The organism is Stenotrophomonas sp. 05L44_2, from assembly GCF_056665995.1.
In genome coordinates this window covers 1-4354 of record NZ_JBFTNR010000349.1, presented here as the reverse complement: position 1 = coordinate 4354, position 4354 = coordinate 1, and the positions used below count along the sequence as shown (strand labels likewise).

The following is a 4354-nucleotide window of genomic DNA, read 5'->3' as shown; positions in this document are numbered from 1 at the left end:
GCAGCAACTGCGGGGTGAGGTGAAGTTGTTGGCCCAGCTGGGTCGAGAGTGAAGCCTTCATCGTGGTTCCCCGGCGCCGCTCCCCGACGCCTTGTGGAACACATCTTGCTTTTGATCCGGCAAGGGCGGAATCGGGGGGTTCCTGAAGGTGTTGGTGGTGTTCCCGACACCGTGTAGGGAAAGCCCCTACACAAGCGCGGGATTTTGACGATCATGCGCGCCAAGTCATTGATTCATGGTCAGCGGCCACGGCGGCAGGTCGTGCGTGCTGTACGGAATCCCGTCGGGATGCGTGTGGGTGACGGTATTTCGGCGCCAGCCCTGCCAGTGGCGCTGCGGCGTTAGCGCCGACGCGGGGACGTCATTCCAGTTCGTGCTGGTGGCGCGCGGCCAGCAGCAGCAGATCATTGGCGCGACGGCAACCCAGCGATTCCATCATGCGTGCGCGATGGGTCTCCACCGTCTTGACGCTGATGCCAAGATCGGCGGCGATTTCCTTGTTGCTCTCGCCCTTGCCGATGCGGCGAAGGATCTCGCGCTGGCGCGGCGACAGTGCGGCAATGCCGGTCGGTTTTTCGCGACCGAGCATCGGCGCCAGCATCTTGGCCGAGATCTGCGGGCTCAGGAATACCTGGCCGGCATGCGCGGCACGCAGCGCCAGTTCCAGCTCCTGCGGTGCGGCATCCTTGACCACGAAACCGACGGCACCCCGATCCAGAGCGTCGCGCACGTGGGCGGCGTCGTCGTGCATGGTCATCATCACGATGCGCGTACCGGGTGCGCGCAGGCGGATGTCGCTCAGCGCTTCYAGGCCGGTGCGGCCGGGCAGCGACAGGTCCATCAACACCACGTCCGGTGCGTGCTGCAGGGCCATCTGCAGTGCCTGTTCGGCATTGCTGGCCTCGGCGACGAGCTGCACGTCGGCAAACCCCTGCAGCAGCCGCGCCAGGCCGGCGCGAACCAGGGTGTGATCGTCGACGATGAGAACTCGCACAGGCACGCTGGAGGTTGGGGAGGGGGGTCCACCTTAACTTAGCTGAACGGGCACGCCAAGGGCTGTCCGTCCGCCTGCATGGTGGCAGATTTCAGCGTGCGCGGCGGGCCTCGGCCACCTGCCGGCGGTGCAGCCGGAACAGATGCCGTTCCATCGCCATTTCCAGGCCATCGCCGAGGYGATGGAAGCGCAGCCACAGATAGTGACCACCACCGCCATCGGCCGCTTCGGCGATGACTTCCACCGGCAGGTCGATATGGTCGGGCAGCCAGTCGCTGGGTTGCAGGCGGACAACGCCGGCCTGGCCGGGCGTGCTGCCGCTGCGTGGGCCCAGCTGCAGGCGGATGCCACGGCGCGACCAGCGCACCGGGCGAAGCGTTGGTTCCTGGCCCTGCTGGCGGATCAGGCGGCCGAGCAGGACCATGGTCAGGTCCACCTTGGCTTCCAGGCGCTGCAGCTGCAAGCTGGCTTCGCTGCGTTCCTCGTGTTCGTCGATGCGGCTGTCTTCGACCAGTGCCAAGCTGCGCAGCAGGCCTTCGGCACTGCTGGTCCGGCCCACTGCACTGCCGGCCTGGAACTCGGCGGGCAGGGCCAGTTCACAGCTGAGCGTTTCGTCGAACAGCTCGCTTTCAGCCGGGTGGTGCAGGGACGTGGTCGGCAGCACGGTCATGCCAGCGATTCTGCCTGCAGGTAGGCATGCGCGGCGCGAAGGGAGCGGCGGCCGTCCTGCATCTGCACGGAGACTGCGTCGCGACGCTGGCGCAGCAGGCCGAGCAGGCTCTGCTGGCGCTCCAGCAGGGCCGACAGCGGCGCGTGGTCGGCGCTGCCCAGCGGCTGGCTCAGCAGTGCGTGCAGGGTGCTGTCATGGCCATCGAGCAGGCTGTCGGCCTGTTCGAAGGCCTCTTCGTCGAGGGCCTTCTCGAAGGCATCCAGCTGCGCGTTGAGTTCAAGCAGGCTCATGGCGCCATCGCCGCGGGACGGCGCTGTTCGTGCGGAATGGCATTCCAGGCACCGTCGATCTCGCCCAGCAGCTGCAGCGATTCGTCCAGCGCGGCGCGGTCGTTGTGCAGGTTGGCTTCGGTCAGGCGCTGCAGCAGGTAGTCGTACAGCGCCGACAGGTTGCCGGCGATTTCGCCGCCGGCTTCATGGTCCAGCGAGCCGTTGAGGTGGGCGACGATCGCGCATGCTTCGCCGATCGCCTTGCCCTTGCCGGCCTGGTCGCCCTGGTCGAGGGTGGCCTGTGCACGGCGCACGCGCTCCAGCGCTCCAGACAGCAGCAGCGCCACCAGTTTGTGCGGATCGGCATCGGCGACCGCACTGGTCACACCCACCTGGCGGTATTGCTCGGCGTACTGACGGCTGGAACCGTACATTCGTGATTCTCCCTTGCGCGGGGTGCCGGGGTGCGGTCGAAGGGACCGTTGACGCCGGCACTGCGATGATTGCTGTTGCGTCCGTTATCGGTGCGTACGGCGCCAAACTTGAGCGCCGTGCGTGTTTCCTCAGCGGTTCAACTGGGCCAGCTGCTGCTGCAGGGCGGTGTTGCTCTGCTGCAGCTTGCCCATCAGGCTGTCCAATGCCACGAACTGCTTCTTGTAACGGGCCTCGACACCGACCATGCGCGCGTCCAGGTCCTTGCGGCGCTTGTCGATGTTGTCCAGCGTGGTGTTCAGCCCCTTGGTGCGGGCGACGAAGGCGCCTTCCTTGCCAACCGTGGTGCTGACGTAGCCGTCCACCAGTGAATACAGCCGGCCGGCACCGCCGGTATCGCCGGTGACCGCCTGGCGGATCTTCTCCGGCTGCGCGGCGAGGGCTGCGGCGAACTTGGTGCTGTCCAGCACCAGGGTGCCATCGGCATTGGGATAGCCGCGGGTCTGCAGGCCCAGTGCCTTGGCATCCAGCTGGTCGCCTGCCAGGTCCTTGAGCACACCGGACATCGTCGAACGCAGCTGGGCGATCGCACCCCGCATCTGCGCATCGCCGGTCAGCGCGGCGGCTTCCTTGGTCTTCGGGTCGTACTTGGTTTCGGTGTTGATCGCCGCGACGGCCGCGTTGTAGGCGGTGACGAACTCCTGCATCACCTTGGTTGCGGCCGTGGTGTCGGTGCTGATGACGACCGTGCTCAGGCCCGGCACCTTCAGGTTCAGGGTCAGGCCTGGCACCGCGTCGGTCACGGTGTTGCTGGCACTCACCACTTCCACGCCGTCAATGGTCAGCAGCGCATCCTTGGCGGGGCTGTTTTCCTTCAGGCTGCCGACCAGCGCGCCCAGCTTGGGATCGCTGCCGGCGTATTCCAGCTTGATCGCGCTGGCCGCGCCGGTCTTTTCCTGGGCGATGGACAGGTACTGGTTGTCGCCGGAGCTGATCAGCGTGGCCTGCACGCCTTCCTTGCGGCCGGCGGCGTCGATCTTGTTGCGGACGGTGGTAAGCGTGTCGCCTTCCTCCAYCTGCACGTTCATCGTCTTGGCCTTGTCACCCACGCCGACGGTAAGCGTCAAGGTTCCGGCACCGAAGGTATCGGTCTTGGGAACCGACGTGTCGGCAATCAGCTTGTGCGCCGACGCCAGGTTCTTCACCTCGACCTTGTGGGTACCGTTGGCTGCGGCCGCCTTGCTGGTACCGAGGTCGTACAGCGCCACCGATGCCGTCAGCACATCCTCAGTATTGCCTGGCTGTGCTTTGCCGGAGGCGGTTACCGTGCGGGTGTCGAAGGCGGTGGTGGCCTTCAATGCGGTCAGGGCGGTCTTCAGCTTGTCGAAGGCCGAGGTGACCGTGCCGAGCGACGACAGCTGCATCTTGGTCTTGGACTGCTGCAGGTTCAGCGCATTGTCGGCCGGCTTGCGGTCCGCTGCGACCAGCTGGTTGACGATGCTGGAGATGTCCAGCCCTGAGCCAATGCCACCGTATCCAAAGTCTGCCACGTCGTTTCTCCTGGTATACGGGCCTGGCCGTCGTACGGCGGCCCGTCGTCAACGAAAATAGCGGCCTGTGCCGCTGGGTCTTGAGGACTTCGTTGATGCACGCGCCGTGCCACTGGCTGGTGGGGCGGTTCTGGCACGCCGGTTGCAGGAGGTCTGGGGCAGGGTGCGGGTGGGTTCACCGCGGGCTGCCGGGGGTCTGTAAAAAACCCTCCCCCAATGCAGGGGAGGGATCAGGCTACTGACAATCGGGGGGAGACGAAGCCGCCCGGTACGTACAGTCAAAATGCACAACGCTGAAAGAGAGGTCCGCAGGGGCGGGCGATGCCAAGCCGGTTCGGGAAGCTTCCCGGGCCGGGCATGGCCGGCACCTGAGTACGCCGTGGCTGTCGGGTTGCCGCTACCGTCGGTTCAACCCGACGGTAGCGGCGCCTTCTTGCCG

General features: G+C 66.1%; 5 protein-coding genes. All 5 read right to left on the bottom strand.

Annotation, left to right across the window (positions count from 1 at the left end; genetic code table 11):
• Nucleotides 1–361 precede the first annotated feature (361 nt).
• The 5 genes from AC1VAN_RS13165 to fliD all read right to left on the bottom strand — a co-directional run bounded on the left by AC1VAN_RS13165 (nucleotide 362) and on the right by fliD (nucleotide 3915).
• Nucleotides 362–994 (bottom strand): response regulator, encoded by a 633-nt coding sequence (locus AC1VAN_RS13165; RefSeq protein ID WP_025879002.1) that lies wholly within the window; start codon nucleotides 992–994, stop codon nucleotides 362–364.
• A 91-nt stretch (nucleotides 995–1085) separates the two neighbouring features.
• The gene (locus AC1VAN_RS13160; protein WP_480985949.1) at nucleotides 1086–1664 is read right to left on the bottom strand and encodes a PilZ domain-containing protein; all 579 of its coding nucleotides are present in this window, start codon (nucleotides 1662–1664) and stop codon (nucleotides 1086–1088) included.
• Nucleotides 1661–1954 carry a hypothetical protein gene (locus AC1VAN_RS13155; RefSeq protein ID WP_025879004.1) on the bottom strand — a complete coding sequence of 98 codons (294 nt, stop codon included), beginning with the start codon at nucleotides 1952–1954 and terminating at the stop codon, nucleotides 1661–1663. The genes AC1VAN_RS13160 and AC1VAN_RS13155 overlap by 4 nt, the downstream gene beginning before the upstream one ends.
• Complete coding sequence (fliS, locus tag AC1VAN_RS13150) at nucleotides 1951–2367, bottom strand: flagellar export chaperone FliS (protein WP_442252400.1); 417 nt, start codon at nucleotides 2365–2367, stop codon at nucleotides 1951–1953. Before fliS ends, AC1VAN_RS13155 begins: the two co-directional genes overlap by 4 nt.
• Before the next feature lie 129 nt (nucleotides 2368–2496).
• The gene (gene fliD / locus AC1VAN_RS13145; RefSeq protein WP_480985948.1) at nucleotides 2497–3915 is read right to left on the bottom strand and encodes a flagellar filament capping protein FliD; all 1419 of its coding nucleotides are present in this window, start codon (nucleotides 3913–3915) and stop codon (nucleotides 2497–2499) included.
• Nucleotides 3916–4354 lie beyond the last annotated feature (439 nt).

What these genes read in the sequence shown, in the direction of transcription:
- AC1VAN_RS13155 (WP_025879004.1), bottom strand. Translation starts at nt 1,954, where the DNA reads ATGAGCCTGCTTGAACTCAACGCGCAGCTGGATGCCTTCGAGAAGGCC.
- fliS (WP_442252400.1), bottom strand. Translation starts at nt 2,367, where the DNA reads ATGTACGGTTCCAGCCGTCAGTACGCCGAGCAATACCGCCAGGTGGGT.